Source organism: Acinetobacter sp. YH12043 (assembly GCF_013419915.1).
Lineage (GTDB): Bacteria > Pseudomonadota > Gammaproteobacteria > Pseudomonadales > Moraxellaceae > Acinetobacter.
Genome location: NZ_VOZD01000038.1, coordinates 1 through 21450, shown reverse-complemented (window position 1 = coordinate 21450; position 21450 = coordinate 1). Strand labels below are relative to the sequence as shown.

Sequence of the window (21450 nt, the reverse complement as noted above, 5' to 3'; positions counted from 1 at the left end):
ACTTTGATTATCATCTTAAAGAAACTGAATGGCGTTGGATGAGGGAACCTAATGAGTTAGCAACTGAGCTGTGGAACCTCATTAGGTAAAATTAAGTGTAAATCTGCTAGTCTAGAGCCATAAAAAATAGGTGATTAGCAGACAGCGTTAATGCTTCTTTATCCACCAGACTGGAAATATAACCCAAGGCACTGTCCGAACTCATGCCCTGTGCCATTAAGGTATTCTGAGTTTCTTCGACATTCAGTTTACCGACCAGCTCACTGCGGGCCACTTTACTATGATCATCCCAGATCGTGACTGCAATTGAAGCTCCGATCGCTCCAGCCATGGTCCGCAGAAAGTTCATCAAACCAGCCGCTGAAGCCATTTCCTGAGGCTGGACTGAGGCCAATGCCATATTGGAGAGTGGAATGAAGAAGAATGGCACCGCAAAACCTTGCAGAATCTGTGGCCAGGCCAATGCCATAAAATCAGCATCCGTAGTCCAGAATGCCCGCATCAAAGTCACAACGGCGAGCAAGGTTAAACCAAAACTGGCCAGAATGCGCTGGTCATATTTAGTCGCCATCTTCGCCACAATCGGTGACATCAACAGGCTACCAAAACCCATGGTCGCGGTCAGATAACCTGCCCAAGTTGCGGTATAACCGAGATTAATCTGCACCCATTGCGGAATGAGAACAATACTGGAAAAGAAGGCACCGAAGGCAAAGGCCAATGACAGCACAGCAAAGGTAAATCCGCGATATCGGAAAATCCGGATATCTACGATCGGATGCCGTTCAGTCAGTTCCCAGATGGTAAAGATGATTAAACCAACTATGGCAAGCACCGCCAATGTGCTGATAAAGGAGCTGCTAAACCAGTCATGTTCATGACCAAGATCCAGCATCAACTGCAGCGCACCAATCCACAGAATCAGCAGGAATAAACCACCTTTATCAATCTTCAAAGCATTGGTTTCAGTTTCTGCTGGTTTTAATAGCTTCAATGCAGCCAGACCGCAGAACAAACCCACCGGGATATTAATAAAGAAAATCCAGTGCCAAGACAGGTTATCACTAATCGTACCGCCGAGAATTGGACCGACAACGGTGGTCATTGCCCACATCCCCATCGCTTGGGATTGTTTTTCAGGTGGGAAAATTCGCAGTAATAAAGTCTGGCTTAGCGGCATGATTGGGCCACCGAACAACCCCTGCCCGATCCGGCAAAACACCAGCATTTCCAGACTGGTAGAAATCCCGCATAGAATCGAAAAAATGGTAAAACCCAGCAGGCAGACACCAAACAGGCGCACGCTACCAAAGCGACCCGCCAGCCATCCTGTCAAAGGTACACAGATCGCTTCTGCGACTGCATAAGACGTAATAACCCAAGTACCTTGCGAGCTGGACACTGCCAGACTACCGGTAATATGCGGCACCGAGACATTGGCAATGGTCATGTCCAGCACGACCATGAAATTGGCCAATGCCAGCACAAAGGCCGCCAGCATCAGCTTGCCGCCAGTCAGATTCCCATATGGAACATATTTATTCATCGGGAATTACTTCTTGAAGTGGATTTCAGCTTCCATCGACAGACCCACACGTAGCGGATGCTCAGCCAGCTCTTTCGGATCCAGCTGAATACGCACTGGCAAACGCTGTACCACCTTGATCCAGTTGCCTGTGGCATTCTGAGCCGGAATCAGAGCAAACGCTGAACCTGTACCGCCAGAGAAGCCAACCACAGTGCCGTGATATTTCACCGATTTACCATACAGATCAGACGTCAGTTCAGCTTTCTGCCCGACACGGACTTTTTCCAGCTGGCTTTCTTTGAAATTGGCATCAACATAGAGCTGATCTACTGGTACGACCATCATCAGCATTGTACCTGGCGCAACACGTTGACCCACCTGAATTGAACGGCGTGAAACCACCCCATCAAAAGGTGCTTTAATTACAGTACGTTCTAAGTCTAGCTCGGCCTGTTTCAGTTTGGCTTCAGCCACAAGTACATCAGGAGTCGAATTTTCATTCGCGCCTTGAATCAAGGCTTCATTCGCCGCTAAATTGCTTTGTGCGGCTTTCTGGCTGGATCTTGCTTGTGCCAGACCCGCTTCAGCAGAAGCTACGCCAGCTTTGGCCGTATCCAATGCAGATTGTGCTGTACTGAGTTCTTCTTTAGACACTGCACCGCTCGCACTGAGTTTTTCACGACGCGTATATTCATCTTGTGCTTTATGTAAGGCTGCCTGAGCCTGAGCCAGCTGGGCTTCGGCACTGCGAATTGCATCATCACTAACCCCAATCTGTGAGCTTAAAGCCCCGCTATTGGCCGCAGTCTGTTTGTACTGGCGCTTGGCTTTGGTCAGTTCTGCACGTGCCTGAGCCACTGCAATTTTGGCATCACGGTCATCGATTTTGGCCAGGATATCGCCCTGTTTGACCGCTTGGGTATCATGGACAAGTACTTCAGCAACCTGGCCACTCACCATAGACGTGATAGAAGCCGTTTCAGCACCGACATAAGCATTTTCAGTACTGACTGAATTGTTCAGAAAGAATTTCCACACCAGAAACAGCACCAGTGCAATCACCATAAGGAGGGCAACAATACTCAGGGCTTTTTTACGTTTATTTTTTAAAGCTTGATCCGAAGTTGTATCTGATGCGTTTTCTGGCAGGGTGTCTTGTACATCTGTCATTGATTTTTTCCTAAATCCAACAGACTTGGTCACGCAGCCACACTGACCAGCACTGACATGAATGTATAGATTCATATCCCGTTTATTGATCAATGGGTAAAATGAGAAAGCCGTATTAATTTAATTTTCATGCATTCTAATAATAAAAATTAGAAAATATGCAAAAAAATATTACTCGGAAGTTTAAAAAACTAAGCCCCTATTCCAGGAATAAGGGCTTAGTTCGGGCCCGAAGTGAGCCAGGATTGAGGAGATAAACTTAATTAATAGGCATATGAAGCAATCGCTGTAGCAATTGGCTTGTCATCATCATTGACCATGGTCATACGCATGGTACAACCCTTACGCCCCAAACGTAAGGTTTCTGCACGGGCAATAAAATATTTACCACGACCGGGCGCTAGATAATCCACGCGCATATCAACCGTCGCCAGACGTGATACCTTTTTAATCGTATCGGCAATAGTTTCCGGTTCGGCTTTCTTATACAGCTCACCCATCGCCACAATTCCGCCAATACTGTCGAGTATGGTCGCTGCAAGACCACCATGCAGAATCTGAAATGCCACATTGCCAATCATGAAATCCTGCATTTCAACATATGCTTCGATCTGACCATCGACCACTCGCATGGTCATGCCATTATGCTTAAAAAAAGGAGAGGTATTAAAAGCGTGTACCAACTGGTTTAAGACCACTTCAATATCCACTTTTGCACCTAAATGTATATTACCTGTCCAATTTCTTTCTGTCTTAGTCATAAGTCTGCCCGAAGCTACAACAATAAAAAACCGCTAATTTATGCCCAAAAAATTCAGATAGGGCTACAATAGGGGCCTAGTTTAATACTGATTACTGAGATTTTTATGACCTATACGTTCAATCGTCCCGCGTTTCCTGCAACTCGCATGCGTCGTATTCGTAAAAATGAGCATTTACGTTCTATGGTACGTGAAACCCATCTCAGTGCTGATCACTTGATTTATCCAGTATTTGTGCTGCCGGGACAAAATCAGACCCAAGACATTCCAAGTATGCCAAATGTGCAGCGCCTGTCTGCTGACTTGTTGTTAAAAAAATCAGAACGTTTGCTGGAACTGGGTGTCAATAAGCTGGCGCTGTTCCCAGTCACACCACAAGAAGATAAAAGTCTGACTGCAGAAGCCGCTTGGCATGAAGATGGCTTGGTACAGAAGACCGTTCGCCTGCTGAAAAAAGAATTACCGGAAATGGTGCTGATCACTGATGGCGCGCTAGACCCTTATACCACGCATGGCCAGGATGGCATCATTGATGAAACCGGTTACGTGCTGAATGATGAAACGGTTGAAGCACTGATCAAGCAGACTTTAAGCCATGCCGAAGCCGGTGCTGATATTGTCGCGCCAAGTGACATGATGGATGGCCGCATCGGTGCAATTCGTCAGGCCTTTGAACAGAATGGCCATATCTATACCTCTATTATGGCTTATTCAGCCAAATATGCGTCTAGTTTCTACGGTCCATTCCGTGATGCGGTTGGTTCTGCCAGCAACCTGAAAGGCGGCAATAAATACAATTACCAAATGGATTTCGGTAACCGTGCCGAGGCACTGCATGAAATTGCACTGGATATCCAGGAAGGTGCAGATATGGTGATTGTTAAACCGGGGATGCCTTATCTGGATGTGGTTCGTGAAGTCAAAGATACCTTCGGTGTACCTACTTTTATTTATCAAGTTAGTGGCGAATATGCCATGCTGGCTGCTGCGATTCAGAATGGCTGGTTATCTGATAGCGTGATTCTTGAATCCCTGATGTGCTGCCGCCGTGCCGGTGCAGATGGTATCTGGACCTACTTCGCGGAAGAAGCGGCGCTCAAACTGAAAGACATGAAATAAAATAGAAGGACCTTGGCGCAATGCATATCGCCATTATCGGAGCAGGCATCACCGGTTTGATGTCAGCTCTGGAATTGCTTGAACAGGGATGTTCTATTACGATTTTCGATCAGCAAGCGGCTGGACAGGCAGCCTCTTGGGCCGGAGGTGGTATCCTCTCCCCGATGTATCCCTGGCGTTATCCTAATGCCGTTAATGCCCTCGCCCGCCATGCCAAACCGTTGTATCAGGAATGGAACCAGAAACTGCAACCGGTGACTGGCATTGATTTCCAGATTCACGAAACCGGTATGCTGATTTTTGATGAATCTGATTTTGAGATTGGATTACACTATGCCGAGCAATATCAAGATCCGCAGCAACATGCCGAATACCTGGATCAGCCTCAGATTCAGCAGATTAATAGTAAAGTAGATCTAAAATTCAAACAGGCGATCTATTTTCCAGAACTTTCCAATATCCGCAATCCGCGACTGTTACAGTCCATTATTGCTTACCTTAAACAGCATCCGCGTGTCACTTGGCAAGAGCATTGCAATATTAGTCAGCTAAATATCCAGCAAGATCATGTACACAGTGTTTCCACTAAAAATGGCCTGAGCTTTAAAGCAGATCAGTTCGTCATTGCCACCGGTGCATGGTCTGCACGCTGGTCTGAACAGCTCGGTCTGGACATTCCAGTTCATCCGGTTCAAGGCCAGATGTTGCTGTTTAAAACACCAGAAAACTGGCTACCAACCATGTGCATGAACAAGGTCATGTATCTGATTCCACGTCGTGATGGTCATGTACTGTGTGGTTCCAGCATGCGTCAGGTCGGTTTTGATACTTCGCCTTCTGCTGAAATCCGTCAGGATATTTTGGAAGCCTGCCTGGAAATGGTACCGGAGCTGGCTGATTTCCCAATTGTGAAACAGTGGGCTGGTCTACGACCAAGCTCCCCGGATGGCATTCCCTATATCGGCAAAATTCCGCATCTGAACAATCTCTGGACCAATTTTGGCCAGTTCCGTAATGGCTTATGTATGGGTGCTGCTTCTGGAAAATTGCTGTCTCAGTTAATCCTGGAACAACCGACCATCGTAGATCCACAGCCTTATAGTCCGGTACAGCGTTTACAGCCGCACTCTTTAACGGTTTAAAATTTCAATCAAAGCTTCTTTCAGGGTCGGATAGCTAAATTCAAATCCGGCTTCCTGCAAAGCTTTGGGCTGGACATATTGACCATTCAGAATCAGTTGTGACTGTTCACCTAGCATCATTTTCATACTGCAAGCTGGTAACGGTAATAAAGGTTTACGCTTCAGCACCTGTGCTGCGATCCGGACAAATTGCGCCTGACTGACTTTTTCAGGTGCCACCACATTAAATACCTGTTGCTGGGTCGGCTGCTGCATCAGAAATTCGATCGCCCGCATGACATCCTGTAGATGTACCCAGGTCACCGGCTGACGCCCATGACCAATCCGGCCAAATATATTCAGCTTAATTGGCAATAACATCTGCGGAAGAATCCCGCCTCCTTGACCAAACACCACAGCAAAGCGAACAATTTTGGTGTCCTGCCCGGTATAAGACAAGGCCAGTTTTTCCCACTTCTCACATAGTTCTGACATAAAAATGGATTGTGGTGGACTTTGTTCAGTACACACCGTCTCCCAGTGTTCTTGCGGATCGATTCCATAGTAGCCGACCGCTGAAGTCGAAATAATACGTTTGGGCTTAATCTGATTTTTCTCTAGATAGTCATATAACTGCCTGGTGGTATTTAGCCGACTGTCCAGCAATTTCTTTTTGCGGGCGGCTGTCCAGCGACCCTGACCGATACTTTCACCAGCCAGATTAATCACATAGTCAATCTGATGATTTTTCAATTCTTCCAGATTATTAATCCAGTGAAAATCAGGATGCTCTTCTCGCAATTTTTTCTGCCGGGTCAGGCCGATCACGGCATAATCACGAGCCAGTAAAAATTTCACCAGATGGCTGCCAATAAAACCGCTGGCGCCTGTCATGAGGACTACAGGTTTATACATGGTTATTCTGTGCCATTATTATTGTATTGCTCAAATTATACGTCACTTATGAATCAGAATATTCGGGAAAGTGATATGGGTCGATGAATGCAAAATTGTCTCATCATGCCATACAGAAAACTTCTAATTTTCTATATAGCCTGATTTAGCATCTTGAATTTAATCTCAACGATTTTGATATAAAGAGTCGAAATCTTAGCCAAACATTTTTGCCGCCATACGCTGTGCCTGTTTGCCATAAAACCAGTAGGTCAGCAGATAAAGCGGAATCGCGATGAGCAGGAACATGATCACGACAATACTCATAAATTGGGGCTGTTGCAGATATAGTAAAAAGTCCTGCCAGGCATTCGGATTGGAACGCGTCGCAATAGCAATCCCTAGAATTAAAAATACCAGATTATAGCCCCAGTAAATCAGGCTGAATCCCAAGGTGAATTTTTTACGTTCTGCTTGGGTTGGCGCCCGTTGTTCCTGTTTTAAAAACTTAAACAGTACCCAGATCATCGCCACCAGATAAGGCACAATGGTTAATACTGCACCCATGCCAGTCGGCATTAACGCCGCCACAACCCCGCAAATGCAGGTAAAAATAAAGCATAGGAAGAAAAACCAGAGAAAATAGCGAGTTAGAGGCACCATCAGTAGGACTCAAGGACGATTAATCAACTAGTATAAAAAAAATTAATTTTTTTTTCATTTTATTGTCAACCTAAAGCGAGATGCTGACGTTATATAGGGTACAAGGTTCGGAAATTTGGACTGGCATCCACAAATTTTCGTTCTCTTTGCTAAAGCAATAAGTCCAGTGTTTTAGAAAATTTTGAATAGCAGCCAAAATTTTCACTATACACAAATCTTTGACCGACGATTTCATCATCACTCGAATCGTCGGTTTTTATTTTTTGGACGAACCGTTTTTAACAATTCGCCTGCCAATCTTTATTAGCTTCTTATGCAGCATAAAATAATGATCGGCTGCATTTTTTCAAGTCTGTTTTTAGCAATTTTTATAAAAAATATTGGTTCTGCTACCCAGATGCTATGAAAAATGCCTGAAGTAAAATTTAAAATAAAAACGCTGTATTCAATACTTTATATATGAACATCACATTTTATTGATTTCACAAGTATTATTCTGATATTCAAAACTACGCTGAAAATAGTTTCAATGACGTGTAGCAATGAAATAGATCAAAATATTTTTTTCAAGTAGATTTTTAGCTGGGCTTTTTTCTATAGTAGGAAGGCAAAAATAAAGGTGGGTATACATGGCAGTTCATTTTCTACATACTTCTGATTGGCATTTGGGACAATTTTTCCATAACCATGACCGTGAATTTGAACATGCACAATTCCTGAAATGGCTTCTTGAACAAATCAAGGAAAAACAGCCACATGCCCTACTGATTGCCGGTGATATTTTTGATGTCATCAATCCCGCTTCCAGTGCCCAAAGACAGCTTTATCAATTCCTTGCCGATGCTCATGAGCTGGCACCGCATATGCAAACCCTGATGATTGCCGGCAACCATGATTCAGGTTATCGAATTGAACAGGTTCAGCCTTTACTCACTAAATTCAATGCCAAAGCGGTGGGTATTGTCGGCCGGACTGCGGACAATACTCTTGATCTGGATCGTTTGCTGGTTCCGATTTATGACCAGCAGCAAGAGATTATTGCCTGGTGCCTAACTCTACCTTATTTGCGCAGTGCCGAAATTACCGGTATTAATGAACATACCCATAATAGCCAGAATGCCATCAGCTATCTGCACCAACAGTTGATTGCCGAAGCCAAAGCACGTAAGCAGCCACATCAGGCACTGATTCTTATGTCACATGCACATATGCAAGGCGGTGAAACTTCCGATTCCGAACGCCCCATTATTGTCGGCAATGAAGAAGCTCTCTCAACGGCGTTATTTGATGAAGTCATTGACTATGTCGCTCTGGGACATCTGCATAAACCGCAGAAAGTCGGTCAGCCGCATATCCGCTATAGTGGCTCCCCGATTCCCTTATCCTTTAGTGAGATCAACTATTCGCATCAGGTCGTTGAAGTCAGAATCGATCCTGAGCAAAATGCTGAACAGCGTTTTCAGTTTGAAGCGCTGAAAGTTCCTCGTACTGTCGAGCTGTTTAGAATCCGGGAAAATCTGGAAAATCTGCTCAGCAAAGTAAAAGCACTGCCGACTGGGGAAATTGAGCATCTGGCAGCACGACATTTTCTGGAAATTGAATACACTACCGATGCACCGCCACCGGTAGATTTACGTCAGCAGATTGAACAGGCACTGCCGCCAAATCGTTATCGTCTGCTACGCATCAGCCGGATTTATCAACGACAAGCAGAAGATCAGGCTGATAGCTCTAAAATTGACTTGGCACCTCCAACACCTGAATCACTGTTTTTCAATATCTGGGAAAAAATGGGCTATAGCCAGGATCATTCGGTGCAGCAGGATTTTCAGCAGTTACTGGTCGAAGCCCAACATGAACTTGCACAAAAACAACAAGCTTAGGATCAGCCATGAAAATTATCCGTCTGAGCCTAAATAACCTCGCCTCTCTCGCTGGTACGCATCATATTGATTTTGAATCAAATCCTCTGGCACATGCCGGACTGATTGCGATTACCGGAAAAACCGGTGCTGGTAAATCTACTCTGCTCGATGCCATGTGCCTGGCGCTGTATAACGAAATTCCACGTTTAAAAGGTGCCACAGGTAGTCTGAAAGATGCAGGTGGACAGGATGTCTCGATCAAGGATTCCAAAAATATTCTGCGCCGTGGTTGCGTACAGGGTTTTGCCGAGCTTGAGTTTATTGCCTTAGACCAAAAACGTTATACCGCACGTTGGGAAATTCGTCGTGCCCGGCAGAAAGTGGATGGCAATTTAAAGGTCGATCGTGCTATTACCTGTCTGGATGATCAACGCGTGTTGAATCAGAAAATTTCTGAATGCACGCCGCTGATTGAAAAACTGGTCGGCTTGAGTTTCGAGCAGTTTACCCGTGCGGTTCTATTAGCACAGTCTGAGGTTGGTGCCTTTTTAAAAGCCAAAGATAATGAACGTGCTGATCTACTTGAATATCTGACCAATTCTCAGATTTTCAGTCTGGTCAGCCAGAAAGCATTTGAAAAACATAGTGAAGTGAAACAGAAACGTGCTGATCTGGAAAAATTAATCGGTCATCTGGAACTGTTATCTGAAGAAGATATTGCTGCTCTGCAGCAGCAACACACTACTTTAAAACAAGCGGTTGAGCATCTAAACCAGAGCGAAAAGGTACTGGAAAATGACCTGAAATGGCATCGCCAGCAGCATTATCTTTATACTGAAATTCAGGCAAAAAAAGAAATCTATACGGTTCAACTGGATGCTGAACAGAAGATGGCACCGCAAAAACAGTTATTAGATCAACTGGACCAGTTTCAGCAGATTCGGGAACAGTTTGTCCAGCAACAGCAGTTTCAAAAGCAGCGTAGCTATTTACTGATTGATCAGCAAAACTTTGTTGCCGAATTCACAGCAGTTCAACAGCAACGTGATAGCGAACAGCACAAGTTGCAGCACATTCAGCAACAGCAACAACAGCATGAACAAGAGTTCCAGAAGATCAAACCTTATCTGAATCAGGGACTCAAGCTGGATCATGAAATGCTGTCGATTGGCGATCAGTACAGACAGCTTGCAGCTGAACAGCAGACCTATAGAACCCAGAAGATTCAGCCTGTTCAGAATCAACTGGTGCAGACTGAGCAACGGTTACAACAGGTTCAGGCTCAGTACCAGCAGATTCAAAAGCAACTAGAACAACAGAGCTTCTTAGCGGTTTTTGATGACGAGCCACAAGCAACCTTACAACGCTTGCAGGATTATCAGGAACTGCATCAGAAATTCATGCGGCAGCACTCAGCACTTTTCCAATCTAGCCGCACTGAACTGGAACAGCAGCAACAGGCTTTATCTGCCAGCTTGCAGGAACTCACTCAGCGCTATACTCATCTGGACCAGCTTGAACAGCAAATCCAACAGTTCCAGACCCAACAACAGCAACTCAGTACCCAGCATTCGAAGCTTGAAGCTTTAATGCGAACCGTACAGCAAATGGCTGGCTTAGAAGCTGAAAGCCTACAATTGAACCGGGATTTAAAAAACCATCATGATCGTTTAAAGCAACTAGAAACTGAGCTGGTTCAATTACAGCAACAACGTCAGGAAGCAGAACAGGCCTTCGAACAATTGCAACAAGTACTGGCTCAGCAACGTTTATTACAGGCACAAAGTGTTCAGGAATTACGTGCACAGCTGAAACCAAATGAGCCTTGTATGGTCTGTGGCAGTCATGAGCATCCTTTTGTACAGCATCAGGAACTGCTAGAAAATGCTTTGCAACAATTACATGATCAGCAGCTTCAGGAAGCTCAGAAAAAACTACAGCAACTGACTCAGACATGGCAGCAAGCACAAATCCAGCAATCTCAACTACAAACCTTAATTGAGCAACATCAGCAACGCAGCAGTCAGCTCAATACGACACTACAACAGCAGAAGATTCAGTTGAATCAGGACCTTCAGCAATTTGATTTGCTGTTGGATTTAAGCCAGAGTACAGATCATTTGCAGCAACAGCTTGGCCAGCATGTGCTTCAACTTCAACAAGAGCAACAGCAGCTAGCACAGACCCTGCAAAATCAGCAAAGTGACTGGAAACAATGGCGTCAGCAACAGCAACAGTTAGATCAGCTACGTTTTAGCATGCAGCAGCATTTACAGCTAGAACAAATGATTCATCCGGTTCTTAATCTACTGCCTGAGTCCTTGCAGAAATCCTGGATTACTGATGCCTCATCAAGCTGTCAGCAGTTATCTCACCAACTGCAACAACGTCAGAAACAGACTCAGGAATTCAAAACCCTAGAGACTCACATGCAAAGCTTAAACCAGCAGATTGAAAAGGCACGTGATCAGCTCAGCCTGCATCAGCAATATGATGGACAGTTACAGCAAAAGATGGATACGGCGCTGAATATGGGCAAAGCGCTACGTGAACAGCTCAACCATCTGACCCTTACCCATGCCGGACAGATTTATCCTAAGGCACAGGAATGGCGTGACCGTCTGGAGCAACAACAACAGGCGTTGGATGAACAGCTACGGGCACAGAGTCTGATGACCCAGCAGCATGATCAGCGTTTACAACAGGCGGAACTGAAAAAACAGAGTTTCATCACTCAGATTCAGCAACTAGAACAGCAGATTAGGCAATGCCAGCAATCTATTCAGAACTGGCAAAATATACATCCTGCGTTTGATGCCGAGTATATCCAGCATTGCCTGAATATTGACTTGCAACAGCATCAGCAAATTCGCCAGCAATTACAGGCACAACATCAGGTGGTTGAAAATGCCAAAACGGCTTGGGACATTCTGGAAGAACAATATCAGCATCATTTGAAATCCAAGCCTGAACTTAGCTTTGAAGAAGTTGAACTGCGCTTAAGTAGTCTGGCACAGGAAAAAGCTGAACAGGAAAATGCCTGTAATGAGGTTGCCACCAAATTAAGAATACATACCAATAACCAATCGACCTTACAACGCTACCAGCATCAGATTGAACAGGTCAAAGCTGAAGAATATCGTTGGGGTCGGATCTATGACCTGATCGGCCATAAGGAAGGCACCAAATTCCAGAAAATCGCGCAGGAACATCACCTGGATATTCTGGTCGAATATGCCAATCAGCAATTACAGCCCCTGGCTCCACGTTATCAGCTGTACCGGATTCCAGACAGTTTAAGTCTGGCGATTATCGATCTGGATATGAACAGCGAAGTGCGTCCTGTCCTGTCACTCTCTGGCGGTGAAACCTTCCTGGTCTCTCTGGCTCTGGCCTTGGCGATTGCCAATATGGCTTCCGGCTCAATGAAACTAGAATCGCTATTTATTGATGAAGGTTTTGGTACTTTAGACCCGGCTTCCTTACATATGGTCATGAATGCACTGGATCATTTGCAGAGTCAGGGCCGTAAAGTGGTGCTAATTTCACATGTACAGGAGATGCATGAACGGATTCCGGTTCAGATTCAGGTTAAACCGGTCGGTGCCGGTGCCAGTACCATTCAGATTATAGGTTAAAGCATGAACTCTATCCCGAACAAGCTCTCGCCCTATTTCAGCTTACAACTTGAGAGCTTACGGGGTATCAGTGCCATTGTGGTGCTATTCAGTCATAGTTTTCAGGCTTTTATCGCGCCTTTTGATCTGAGCCTATATTCCTGGGTACGTCTATTAGGCCAGGCTGCTGTGATGATCTTTTTTGTGCTCAGTGGCTATTTAATCGGGACTTCGATCCAGAACAACATCCAACAACATGAAAATTTTAATCTGCGGCAGTATATACGGCAGCGTTATCGGCGCATTTTACCGCCCTTTCTGTTTGCATCCGCTTTCAGTCTGATTCTATATGCGCTAGCACCTACATTTTTTGCTTCACATAGCCATGAGTTCCAGAACAGTTTTGGCATGATGATTCGGACTGCATATAACATTGACACTCAGGATTTTTTAGGTTCTTTATTCTTTCTCAATGGCTTTATTACACCGACGGTATCTGCCAATGCGCCGCTCTGGAGCCTGAGCTTTGAAGTCTGGTTTTATGTACTGGCCGGATTTCTACCTTTTTTAAAAGATTCTGGAATCGCTAAAATCGGCTTTTTTATCTTGCTTCTAGGGCTTTCTCTACTGAACTATCAGTTTCTGTTTTATTTCCTGCTCTGGCTAGTTGCCTTTGCCAATTCATTCCGGCAGATCCAGCTGCGTTTTTTAAGTCGACTACAACCCATTAAATTGGGCCTATTTGGTCTGGCATTTATGATTGCCTGTGCGGATGCTTACCAGTTTCATGTCATTGAACAGGCTGACTTATATCGTGTAAATTATTTTGTGCCGTTTAACCTGTGTATGGGACTCGCCGTTGTCTGCTGGATTGTGCAGCTGCAACATCAACAAAGCCAATATCAACCAGTTTGGCCTCAATCTGCAAATTTCTCCTATACACTTTATGTCACCCATTTCCCTTTACTGCTTTTTATTCTAGGCTGCTTTCCTGCAACGCTTGATCACGGTCTTGAGGGTGCCGTTTTATCTTTATTTATGAGTATGTGCAGCTTAATTTTCTTTGCCTGGCTTATGGCCAAATGGCTGGAACCTCAAAGAAAAAAAGCGTTATCAACTACTCTGCAATAACGCTTTCCCACAACTCAATTGTCTGTATACATCAGTCCGCTTTTTTAGGACGCGCACCAAACAAGGCAGTTCCCACACGTACCATGGTAGAACCTGCTGCAATCGCCTCGGTCATGTCGGCAGACATCCCCATACTTAAAGTATCCCAGTCTTCAGGTTTTGCATGATGGCTTTTGACCTGCTCGAACAAGGCTTTGGCATCTGCGAAAGCCTGAGTATTTTCTGGCGCAGGAATGACCATCAGACCACGTAAGCGCAAATTCGGTAATTGACTGATCTGTGCTACTAGATCGGCCACTTCCTCAGGCTGACAACCGTCCTTGCTATCCTGCCCATCAATATTGACTTGCAGACAGATATTAAGTGCAGCTTGAGAATCACTACGCTGATTAGATAAACGTTCAGCAATAATCAGACGATCCACCCCATGCACCCAGGCAAAGTTTTCTGCCAGATGTTTGGTCTTGTTGCGCTGCACATGACCGATAAAATGCCACTCAATATCCATGTCTTTGAGTGCCGTGATTTTTTCCAGTGCTTCCTGTAAATAGTTTTCACCAAAGGCACGCTGACCAGCCTGATACATTTCTGCCAGCACAGGGCTAGGCTGGGTTTTGGAGACGGCCAGAAGTTGCACCGAATCCGGCTCACGCCCCGCCAGAGCGCAGGCGGACTGGATCTGAGCTAAAACCTGATTTCGTGACTGTTGCAGCATATTCATTGATGGGGTTCTCATTTCGTGCGGATTTTTTTCCCTTGCTCATCAACTAAGTGTTGGTTAAGCTGTGGGAAAGCCTTATTATTCTAGCAAAATAAATAACATTTTAATGAACTCGGGGACCTTATGGATATTACAGAACTGTTAGCCTTTTCTGCTAAAAATGGTGCGTCGGATTTACACTTATCAGCAGGTTTACCACCCATGATTCGTGTGGACGGGGAAGTACGCCGCATCAACCTGCCTGCACTAGAACATAAAGAAGTACACAAACTAGTGTACGACATCATGAATGACAAGCAACGCCGTGATTATGAAGAAAATCTGGAAACTGACTTCTCTTTTGAAGTTCCAGGCGTAGCCCGTTTCCGTGTGAACGCATTTAACCAGAACCGCGGTGCAGGCGCAGTATTCCGTACCATTCCATCTAAAGTACTGACCATTGAAGATCTAGGTATGGGCCAGATCTTTAAAGATATCTGTGAATATCCACGTGGTATTGTACTGGTGACAGGACCAACCGGTTCGGGTAAATCAACGACGCTGGCGGCAATGCTGGACTATATCAATGACAACCGCTATGACCATATCCTGACCGTCGAAGATCCAATCGAATTTGTACACCAATCAAAAAAATGTCTGATCAACCAGCGTGAAGTACATCGTGATACGCATGGATTTAATGAAGCATTACGTTCTGCATTACGTGAAGACCCGGATATTATTCTGGTCGGTGAGATGCGTGACCTTGAAACCATCCGTCTGGCACTTACTGCTGCGGAAACCGGTCACTTGGTCTTCGGTACCCTGCATACCACCTCAGCGGCAAAAACCATTGACCGTGTGATTGACGTGTTCCCTGCTGAAGAAAAGGACATGGTGCGTGCCATGTTGTCTGAATCGCTGCAAGCTGTTATTTCGCAAACCCTATTGAAGAAAAATGGGGGTGGTCGTGTGGCTGCACACGAAATCATGATCGGTATTCCGGCGATCCGTAACCTGATCCGTGAAAACAAAGTGGCACAGATGTACTCTGCGATTCAAACTGGTGCCAACTATGGCATGACCACGCTGGATCAAAGCCTGAAAACGCTGGTATCGAAAGGCATTATCAGTCCGCAAGTCGCCCGTACTGCAGCAAAGCAGCCTGAATCATTCTTATAAAAATAATTAATTTTTTGGGGTTTTATCATGGACTTTAACGGCTTACTCAACTACATGGTAGAGAAAAAGGCCTCGGATCTGTTCATTACAGCCGATGTTGAACCCTCTATCAAAATTAATGGTCAGATTGTACCGATTGGCTCGGTAAAATTACCGGGTGCAGCTGTGGGACAGCTACTTAACTCAATCATGACCGAGAAGCAGCGCAAGGAATTTGCGGACACACGCGAGTGTAACTTCGCCATCAGCAACCCGGACAAATCGGCACGTTTCCGTGTCAGCGCATTCCAGCAACGCGATCAGCCAGGTATGGTACTGCGTCGTATTGAAACCGTCATTCCGACTATGGATGAGCTGAAATTACCGCCTATTCTAAAAGAATTGGCAATGACTAAACGCGGCATCATTATTTTTGTGGGTGCAACCGGTACCGGTAAATCAACTTCCCTCGCCTCTTTGATTGGCTACCGTAATGAAAATTCCAAAGGTCATATCATTACCATTGAAGACCCGATCGAATTTGTGCACCAGCATAAGGGTTGTATCATTACCCAACGCGAAGTCGGCATTGATACTGACTCCTTTGAAGTCGCATTGAAAAATACCCTGCGTCAAGCACCAGACGTGATTCTGATCGGTGAGATCCGTTCTCGTGAAACCATGGACTATGCGATTGCCTTTGCGGAAACCGGTCACCTGGTTTTTGCGACCCTGCACGCCAACAACGCCAACCAGGCCATCGATCGTATCATTCACTTCTTCGAAGCCGACCGTCACAGCCAGCTGTTTATGGATCTGTCCCTAAACATGAAAGCCATTGTGGCACAGCAGCTAATTCCAACTATCGATGGTAATGGCCGCCGTGCAGCGATTGAAATCCTGATCAATTCGCCATTGATTGCGGATCTGATCCGTAAAGGCGATGTGCATGAAATCAAGGATTTGATGAAACGTTCACGCGAACTGGGCATGCAAACCTTCGACCAGGCATTATATGACCTGTATAAGGCTAAGCAGATTAGCTATAAAGATGCACTAAAACATGCCGACTCACCAAATGACCTGCGTCTGCAAATCAAACTGTCAGAAGAAGGTGGCGAGCATTTATTACGTGCGCATTCCAATATTACTTTTGATGGTCAAACCTGATCATTTTCAAAGCATAAAAAAACAGGCTTTTAATAAAGCCTGTTTTTATTTCAGCCTAAAGCTGAATTATTTCTTACGGTAAGCTTCCTGACATTCAGGCGCGTCACAATAACCGTAAAGATTAAGTGAATGTCCAGTCAATGCAAAACCAAATTTCTTCGCAACTTCGTGCTGTTCATGTTCAATCACATCATTTGTAAATTCAACGACTTTGTTGCAATTTTGACAAACCAAGTGATCATGGTGATCTTCCTGCATAATTTCAAAAACTGAGTGATTATTTTCAAAATTATGACGCTCGATAATCCCTGCTGCCTCAAATTGTGTTAACACACGATACACAGTTGCAAGACCCACGTCTTCCCCTTGTTCGAGTAAAGTCTTATAAATGTCTTCAGCGCTAAGGTGATGCCGTCTAGAGTTTTCTAATAGTTCTAATATTTTAATTCGTGGAAGGGTAACTTTCAGTCCAGCTTTTCGTAAATCTTGGTTTGAAATAGGCATGTAAAAAGGTCTCTCAACAAAATCAAAGTTGGAATAGGCAACAAAGTTTAGATGCAGTATGATCTATCCTTGGATCAAATGCATCATAATTAATTTGGGATAGTGTAGCAAAATGCAAAAAATCATGCTGACGTTATTCGTCACTTCATTGCTTGTCGGCTGTTCGACATTAGGTGTGTACAAAGTTGATATTCCTCAAGGAACACCTTTAACTCAAGCACAAGCCTCTAAAATTCAGGTAGGAATGAGCCACCAACAGGTGCGTTTCCTGCTCGGTAGTCCAACAGTATCTGATCCGCTCAATCCGCTACGCTGGGACTACATCTACAACTATACCCCAGGAACCTATGCTAAAAAAGCCAAGATCCCAGCAGCCCAAGGCCAGCATCTAAAAATTTACTTTAATCAGTCTGGTATCGTAGAGCGTATTGAAGGTCTGGAAACCATTCCAGAATCTCAACCAGGTCTACCAGGTTCCAAAGAAGCGATCTTAAATGCCCCACCACTATAATCGCTTTTGCATAAAAAAACCCCTGTATGATCAGGGGTTTTTTTAATTAAATAGATTGATTTATCAAATAATCAGACCATCTGTTCAATAAAGCCACATTCCACTAATCGGAACGTTTATTTTGCTTGAAACGGTTACCTTTGGCATAACGTCCTACCGGATTCTTCTCAGCGCGTTTACGGCGGATATCCTTGGGATTAATGGTTAAAGCACGATAAATCTCTACCCGGTCCCCTGCTGCCAATGGCTGGGTATGATCCTGTAGCTTAGCGCCAAAAATACCCAGATTCAGAGGTTCAGGCAATTCCACCTGTGCACGGATTCCGCTTTGCTCAATTGCATCCAATGCAGTCATGCCGGGCTGGAAAGGTACAGCAATATGAAACTGTTGTTCCGGGGTAGCATAGGCCACCCAGATCATTGCCTCAGTCATCAGAAAAATTGTCCTAATACCGCAACAATCGCCAGAATAATTGATACTGGTAAGACAATACGAACCGCAATACGCCAGATGTTATACACTGCTTCTGAGCTAAAGTTCATCGATTTACGCAAATGGCTAATCTTCATGATCCAGCCAGCAAACAAGGCATAAATCAGACTGATCACCAGTCCCCAAAGAATCAGCAGATTATTGAAAATTGGAGCAACATTTGGAATTAACCAGACCAAGGTGGCAGCGATCACAATCGCCCACTGAATGATAATATTCATTTGACGTTGCTGTAATTGCTCACGTGCCATTTGCATAAGCAAAGCAGCGGCTGCGACAATGGCTGCGATTAAAGCAAATGCAGGGATTTCAGCTTTTACTGCAAAGAAACCAAAGGCGATGATCGCTAATAGCTGCGCCACCCAAATCGGTAAGGCTGTTTTAGTCGCAACATCCTGCTGTTTTACGACAGCCAGACTTGATTGCCAATACAGCCCCATACCTAGACCACTCGCCACCAAAGCCAATACAGTGGCATTGCCCCACTCTACGAATTGGACGGGTGTTACCTGCCAAGCCGGTAATTCAGTTCCCATCACATTCGCCATGATCAAAGATGCAAGTACACCGATCGTGGTAATCCCAACCAGAATTAAACGTGGCACCAGCGATAATACAAATGCAGCAATTGCCAGCACCGCAAAAATCACTGGCTGCTGAACATCGAGATTGGCCACTGCAATCACATTAGAAGCATGATTGAGCATCGCACCCGCAAGGAACGGAATAAATACAACTGCCAGCCAGCCGACGATACGCCAGCGCTGAGAACTATCAGCTTCACGGGTAAGGCTCGACAATGCCTGTAGTGCAGTGGTTTTTGAGCGTTTCGCCAAAGCAATTTCCAGATAACAGACTGGAAGGGCCAGTATTAGCATGGTCGCTAACCACAACATCCAGAAATCAAGCTGACGGTCAATCTGAATACCTGTTATCGGTGCGAGCGTCGCAATAATAAGAAAGGATAAACAGAAAGCCATCAGAGGCGATAACCATTTTGACATAGCATTGTCCTGCATGATGTATTCCTATAAAAATCTAGCGCTATTTTGCCTTGTGAGGCGATGAAAATCAAAAACAAAAAAGCAAACCACCATGCCCGTGATTTGCTGCGCAAATTTATTATTAAGCTTTATTTTTTATTTTCCCGATTTATCTTTATTTTAACAACAATCGAGTTATGAGAAGAAACGGGCAAACCAGTTTTTACCCTTTTTCTTTTCTTTATCTTTAATGATTCCCATCATATTTTCTTTTACCGCACCGACATAATCCGCGTCATCGTGCTGAATATGATTGATCAGCCATTTAGATAATACTTCATGTAATTCCGCTTCAATAGATTGTCCCAATTCAAAACGGTCACGATAAGATTCAATCTTTTTAATAAACAGGTCATGCACACGTTTATGTGGCACACGATATTTATAACCCGCTTCTTCCTGAAGTGATTCTTCAAAGGTAAAATGAGACTGGGTATAATCAATAATATTTTCTAGAATCTGTTTAATACGAGCACGATCGGTATTGGCATCAATTCCATCAATCTCATTGATATAATCGAGAATTCGTTTGTGCTGATCGTCAATCACATCGATACCAGTATTATAATCTGGAACCCATTTCATTTTCATTACGACCACCTATTGATATTAATGATTTATCGCTTGAAAAAGATCATATATCTAATTGATTTAAATAAAAATGAAGTAAATCGGTTGGTTTTCAGTTTATTTTCTACTTAATTAATGTAAATCATTGTTTATCCAATCAATTATATTTTAAACCCGACTACAAGAATAAAGTATTTTTTGATCGATTTTATATTTCATGGTTTATTTATTTTAATGATTTCACTATAAAATAAATATCAAATTCAAAAAAACAGGAGCGATGTCCTGTTTTTTAATATCGAATTTTAACCAGATTTAATATAAATCTGCTTTAGTCACTCTTTTAAGCGAAGGATCCAAACGTTCTCTTTCCAGACGGGCGACATGTGTCAATTGGGAACGATATTTGGCTCCATCTCTGAACAAAATCATTTCACCTTCCTGAAATGCTGTCCATTCTTCATTCTGCGTTAGCGGCTCTGTGGTAATCACAGCGACCCGATCTTCAGGCGTGGTGACTTGGCTAAAATCAACTTCAACTTCGATATCAATCAGTTGGGCTGGCTTAAATGGATATTCACGAACCAGCCAATGCAGTTTAGTCGTTGCATAGGTAAATAAAGCCTGACCATTGGACAGACAGAAATTAAAAGTGCCATGCTCTGCAATGGATGGAGAAATCTCGGCCAACAAATCAAAAACCTGATCCAGCTTCGGTTCATCATAACCAAAATGTTTCACCAGCTGATCCAGCAAATAACAGAAAGCGCGCTCACTGTCAGTGTTACCGACTGGCGTAAAACGTCCAGAAAGCTCAGGTAAAAAATCTTTTAAATCACCATTATGGGCAAAGATCCATTGTCGTCCCCATAATTCACGGCTAAACGGATGCGAATTTTCCAGATTAATTTTGCCTTGTGTCGCTTTACGGATATGTGCAATTACATTACGGGATTTGATCGGATAATTACGCACCAATTCTGCAATCGGTGATTCAACAGCTGACTGATTATCAACAAATAACCGGCAAGCCTTATCTTCAAAGAAAGCAATCCCAAAACCATCAGAATGATCTGAGGTAATCCCCGCCCGCTGAGAAAAACCTCGAAATGAAAAGGTAATATCTGTTGGTGTCGCACAATTCATTCCAAGTAGCTGGCACATAATCTTCATTCAGGTCACAGAGTGTTCTTAAGGTTATTGTGCATCACAGGCTGAACCTTTTCAAATCTCGATCATTGCAATGCTATGCGCTAAAAATGCTAATAAACTATTTTTTTATATTTAATTTAGCAAAAGGAGTTTAGGGTCTGTTGACACTTACTGTTCATAATTAACCCTATAACGGTAGCCATAAAAATATACAGGCTAAGGCAACAGAACTTTGATAATTTCTTTTGAGCTTGTCATATCGAGTAGCTATTCCTCT

At 44.1% G+C, this 21450-nt stretch carries 18 protein-coding genes and 3 pseudogenes; 9 read left to right on the top strand and 12 right to left on the bottom strand.

Annotated features, from left to right (window positions below):
• Positions 1 to 89 (top strand): annotated as a pseudogene (locus tag FTU01_RS14515) (IS1595 family transposase); the annotation flags it as partial.
• A gap of 29 nt (positions 90 to 118) precedes the next feature.
• Here FTU01_RS14515 and FTU01_RS14510 read toward each other — a convergent pair.
• From FTU01_RS14510 to FTU01_RS14500, 3 genes and pseudogenes are all read right to left on the bottom strand, one after another.
• Positions 119 to 1546 (bottom strand): annotated as a pseudogene (locus FTU01_RS14510) (DHA2 family efflux MFS transporter permease subunit); the annotation flags it as partial.
• A gap of 6 nt (positions 1547 to 1552) precedes the next feature.
• Complete coding sequence (locus FTU01_RS14505) at positions 1553 to 2698, bottom strand: HlyD family efflux transporter periplasmic adaptor subunit (protein WP_179992940.1); 1146 nt, start codon at positions 2696 to 2698, stop codon at positions 1553 to 1555.
• Positions 2699 to 2961: 263 nt separating this feature from the next.
• Entirely contained in the window at positions 2962 to 3459 is a 498-nt protein-coding gene (locus tag FTU01_RS14500; RefSeq protein ID WP_034703122.1) for a thioesterase family protein, read from the bottom strand.
• 105 nt (positions 3460 to 3564) lie between these two features.
• Here FTU01_RS14500 and hemB point away from each other — a divergent pair, with 105 nt between their 5' ends.
• Entirely contained in the window at positions 3565 to 4578 is a 1014-nt protein-coding gene (gene hemB, locus FTU01_RS14495) for a porphobilinogen synthase (protein ID WP_175966866.1), read from the top strand.
• Between the two features lie 20 nt (positions 4579 to 4598).
• A complete protein-coding gene (gene thiO, locus FTU01_RS14490; RefSeq protein ID WP_180139771.1) occupies positions 4599 to 5720 on the top strand; it encodes a glycine oxidase ThiO in 1122 nt (373 codons plus the stop codon).
• Here the strand turns inward: thiO and FTU01_RS14485 are convergent.
• A complete protein-coding gene (locus tag FTU01_RS14485; RefSeq protein ID WP_179992938.1) occupies positions 5709 to 6614 on the bottom strand; it encodes a TIGR01777 family oxidoreductase in 906 nt (301 codons plus the stop codon). The two genes, thiO and FTU01_RS14485, sit on opposite strands and share 12 nt — an antisense overlap.
• Positions 6615 to 6809: 195 nt before the next feature.
• A complete protein-coding gene (locus FTU01_RS14480; protein ID WP_159123308.1) occupies positions 6810 to 7256 on the bottom strand; it encodes an ABZJ_00895 family protein in 447 nt (148 codons plus the stop codon).
• A 629-nt stretch (positions 7257 to 7885) separates the two neighbouring features.
• Between FTU01_RS14480 and FTU01_RS14475 the strand changes: the two genes are divergently transcribed.
• From FTU01_RS14475 to FTU01_RS14465, 3 genes are read left to right on the top strand one after another with little or no spacing between them, the layout of a single operon-like run.
• Complete coding sequence (locus FTU01_RS14475; RefSeq protein WP_180139768.1) at positions 7886 to 9139, top strand: exonuclease SbcCD subunit D C-terminal domain-containing protein; 1254 nt, start codon at positions 7886 to 7888, stop codon at positions 9137 to 9139.
• Positions 9140 to 9147: 8 nt separating this feature from the next.
• Positions 9148 to 12759 (top strand): AAA family ATPase, encoded by a 3612-nt coding sequence (locus tag FTU01_RS14470; RefSeq protein ID WP_180139765.1) that lies wholly within the window; start codon positions 9148 to 9150, stop codon positions 12757 to 12759.
• Between the two features lie 3 nt (positions 12760 to 12762).
• Positions 12763 to 13869 (top strand): acyltransferase, encoded by a 1107-nt coding sequence (locus FTU01_RS14465; protein WP_180053948.1) that lies wholly within the window; start codon positions 12763 to 12765, stop codon positions 13867 to 13869.
• Positions 13870 to 13900: 31 nt separating this feature from the next.
• Here FTU01_RS14465 and FTU01_RS14460 read toward each other — a convergent pair whose 3' ends face one another.
• Positions 13901 to 14590 (bottom strand): YggS family pyridoxal phosphate-dependent enzyme, encoded by a 690-nt coding sequence (locus FTU01_RS14460; protein ID WP_180139762.1) that lies wholly within the window; start codon positions 14588 to 14590, stop codon positions 13901 to 13903.
• Positions 14591 to 14713: 123 nt separating this feature from the next.
• On the opposite strand from FTU01_RS14460, the gene FTU01_RS14455 reads away from it, so the two are divergent.
• Together FTU01_RS14455 and FTU01_RS14450 are read left to right on the top strand one after the other, a co-directional pair.
• Positions 14714 to 15751 carry a type IV pilus twitching motility protein PilT gene (locus FTU01_RS14455; protein WP_004783232.1) on the top strand — a complete coding sequence of 346 codons (1038 nt, stop codon included), beginning with the start codon at positions 14714 to 14716 and terminating at the stop codon, positions 15749 to 15751.
• 27 nt (positions 15752 to 15778) lie between these two features.
• Positions 15779 to 16900: a PilT/PilU family type 4a pilus ATPase gene (locus FTU01_RS14450; RefSeq protein WP_004783234.1), complete on the top strand. Its 1122-nt coding sequence runs from the start codon at positions 15779 to 15781 to the stop codon at positions 16898 to 16900.
• Between the two features lie 66 nt (positions 16901 to 16966).
• On the opposite strand, the gene fur is transcribed toward FTU01_RS14450, so the two are convergent.
• A complete protein-coding gene (gene fur, locus FTU01_RS14445; protein ID WP_004783237.1) occupies positions 16967 to 17404 on the bottom strand; it encodes a ferric iron uptake transcriptional regulator in 438 nt (145 codons plus the stop codon).
• A 112-nt stretch (positions 17405 to 17516) separates the two neighbouring features.
• On the opposite strand from fur, the gene FTU01_RS14440 reads away from it, so the two are divergent.
• Positions 17517 to 17915 carry an outer membrane protein assembly factor BamE gene (locus FTU01_RS14440; protein ID WP_004783238.1) on the top strand — a complete coding sequence of 133 codons (399 nt, stop codon included), beginning with the start codon at positions 17517 to 17519 and terminating at the stop codon, positions 17913 to 17915.
• 103 nt (positions 17916 to 18018) lie between these two features.
• On the opposite strand, the gene FTU01_RS14435 is transcribed toward FTU01_RS14440, so the two are convergent.
• The 5 genes and pseudogenes from FTU01_RS14435 to FTU01_RS14415 all read right to left on the bottom strand — a co-directional run.
• Positions 18019 to 18348, bottom strand: a complete 330-nt coding sequence (locus FTU01_RS14435) for an RnfH family protein (protein WP_005221123.1) — start codon at positions 18346 to 18348, stop codon at positions 18019 to 18021.
• Positions 18348 to 19427: a hypothetical protein gene (locus FTU01_RS14430; RefSeq protein WP_180002422.1), complete on the bottom strand. Its 1080-nt coding sequence runs from the start codon at positions 19425 to 19427 to the stop codon at positions 18348 to 18350. Before FTU01_RS14430 ends, FTU01_RS14435 begins: the two co-directional genes overlap by 1 nt.
• Positions 19428 to 19586: 159 nt before the next feature.
• Positions 19587 to 20042 carry a bacteriohemerythrin gene (locus FTU01_RS14425; RefSeq protein WP_004783243.1) on the bottom strand — a complete coding sequence of 152 codons (456 nt, stop codon included), beginning with the start codon at positions 20040 to 20042 and terminating at the stop codon, positions 19587 to 19589.
• Positions 20043 to 20336: 294 nt separating this feature from the next.
• The gene (locus tag FTU01_RS14420) at positions 20337 to 21185 is read right to left on the bottom strand and encodes a class II glutamine amidotransferase (protein WP_166137974.1); all 849 of its coding nucleotides are present in this window, start codon (positions 21183 to 21185) and stop codon (positions 20337 to 20339) included.
• A 175-nt stretch (positions 21186 to 21360) separates the two neighbouring features.
• Positions 21361 to 21450 (bottom strand): annotated as a pseudogene (locus FTU01_RS14415) (IS5/IS1182 family transposase); the annotation flags it as partial.

Excerpts from the sequence above, each read along its gene's own strand:
- FTU01_RS14505 (WP_179992940.1), bottom strand. The coding sequence starts at position 2,698 with ATGACAGATGTACAAGACACCCTGCCAGAAAACGCATCAGATACAACT.
- FTU01_RS14500 (WP_034703122.1), bottom strand. The coding sequence starts at position 3,459 with ATGACTAAGACAGAAAGAAATTGGACAGGTAATATACATTTAGGTGCA.
- hemB (WP_175966866.1), top strand. The coding sequence starts at position 3,565 with ATGACCTATACGTTCAATCGTCCCGCGTTTCCTGCAACTCGCATGCGT.
- thiO (WP_180139771.1), top strand. The coding sequence starts at position 4,599 with ATGCATATCGCCATTATCGGAGCAGGCATCACCGGTTTGATGTCAGCT.
- FTU01_RS14485 (WP_179992938.1), bottom strand. The coding sequence starts at position 6,614 with ATGTATAAACCTGTAGTCCTCATGACAGGCGCCAGCGGTTTTATTGGC.
- FTU01_RS14480 (WP_159123308.1), bottom strand. The coding sequence starts at position 7,256 with ATGGTGCCTCTAACTCGCTATTTTCTCTGGTTTTTCTTCCTATGCTTT.
- FTU01_RS14475 (WP_180139768.1), top strand. The coding sequence starts at position 7,886 with ATGGCAGTTCATTTTCTACATACTTCTGATTGGCATTTGGGACAATTT.
- FTU01_RS14470 (WP_180139765.1), top strand. The coding sequence starts at position 9,148 with ATGAAAATTATCCGTCTGAGCCTAAATAACCTCGCCTCTCTCGCTGGT.
- FTU01_RS14465 (WP_180053948.1), top strand. The coding sequence starts at position 12,763 with ATGAACTCTATCCCGAACAAGCTCTCGCCCTATTTCAGCTTACAACTT.
- FTU01_RS14460 (WP_180139762.1), bottom strand. The coding sequence starts at position 14,590 with ATGAATATGCTGCAACAGTCACGAAATCAGGTTTTAGCTCAGATCCAG.
- FTU01_RS14455 (WP_004783232.1), top strand. The coding sequence starts at position 14,714 with ATGGATATTACAGAACTGTTAGCCTTTTCTGCTAAAAATGGTGCGTCG.
- FTU01_RS14450 (WP_004783234.1), top strand. The coding sequence starts at position 15,779 with ATGGACTTTAACGGCTTACTCAACTACATGGTAGAGAAAAAGGCCTCG.
- fur (WP_004783237.1), bottom strand. The coding sequence starts at position 17,404 with ATGCCTATTTCAAACCAAGATTTACGAAAAGCTGGACTGAAAGTTACC.
- FTU01_RS14440 (WP_004783238.1), top strand. The coding sequence starts at position 17,517 with ATGCAAAAAATCATGCTGACGTTATTCGTCACTTCATTGCTTGTCGGC.
- FTU01_RS14435 (WP_005221123.1), bottom strand. The coding sequence starts at position 18,348 with ATGACTGAGGCAATGATCTGGGTGGCCTATGCTACCCCGGAACAACAG.
- FTU01_RS14430 (WP_180002422.1), bottom strand. The coding sequence starts at position 19,427 with ATGCAGGACAATGCTATGTCAAAATGGTTATCGCCTCTGATGGCTTTC.
- FTU01_RS14425 (WP_004783243.1), bottom strand. The coding sequence starts at position 20,042 with ATGAAAATGAAATGGGTTCCAGATTATAATACTGGTATCGATGTGATT.
- FTU01_RS14420 (WP_166137974.1), bottom strand. The coding sequence starts at position 21,185 with ATGTGCCAGCTACTTGGAATGAATTGTGCGACACCAACAGATATTACC.